This is a genomic window from Kitasatospora arboriphila (genome assembly GCF_039528095.1).
Taxonomy (GTDB): domain Bacteria; phylum Actinomycetota; class Actinomycetes; order Streptomycetales; family Streptomycetaceae; genus Kitasatospora; species Kitasatospora arboriphila.
Window position 1 is genome coordinate 1 of the sequence record NZ_BAAALD010000275.1, and the last position, 609, is coordinate 609.

A 609-nucleotide genomic window follows, 5' to 3' on the forward strand; every position below is an offset into this window, starting at 1 on the left:
CGGAGGCGGGCCAGGAGGGCGTGCTCGACGAGGGTGATGAGGGCGCTCTTGGCGCTGTCCCGGCGTCGGGCGTCGAGGGTGATGATGGGGGTGTCGGGGCCGAGTTGGAGTGCTTCGCGGACCTCGTCGGGGGTGTGGGCCTGGTGTCCGTCGAAGCCGTTGAGGGCGACGACGAAGGGCAGGCCCGAGTTCTCGAAGTAGTCGAGGGCGGGGAAGCAGTCGGCGAGGCGGCGGGTGTCGACGAGGACGACGGCGCCGATGGCTCCGCGGACGAGGTCGTCCCACATGAACCAGAAGCGGTCCTGTCCGGGGGTGCCGAACAGGTAGAGGATGAGGTCTTCGTCGAGGGTGATGCGGCCGAAGTCCATGGCGACGGTGGTCGTGGTCTTGCCCGCGGTGTGGGTGAGGTCGTCGATGCCGGCGCTGGCGCTGGTCATGACGGCTTCGGTGCGCAGGGGGTTGATCTCGGAGACGGCGCCGACGAGGGTGGTCTTGCCGACTCCGAAGCCGCCGGCGACGACGATCTTCGCGGAGGTGGTGGCGCGGCTGGGGGCGGCCGCGTTAGAGCTTGCGAAGTCCACTGAGGACCCTTTCGAGCAGCGTGACGTC

1 protein-coding gene is annotated in these 609 nt (G+C 69.3%); it reads right to left on the reverse strand.

The annotated features are described in order from the left end of the window. The coding region (locus tag ABD353_RS39925; protein WP_344628602.1) for a GTP-binding protein at positions 1–581 on the reverse strand (581 nt) is incomplete at its 3' end. Between the last annotated feature and the right edge of the window lie 28 nt (positions 582–609).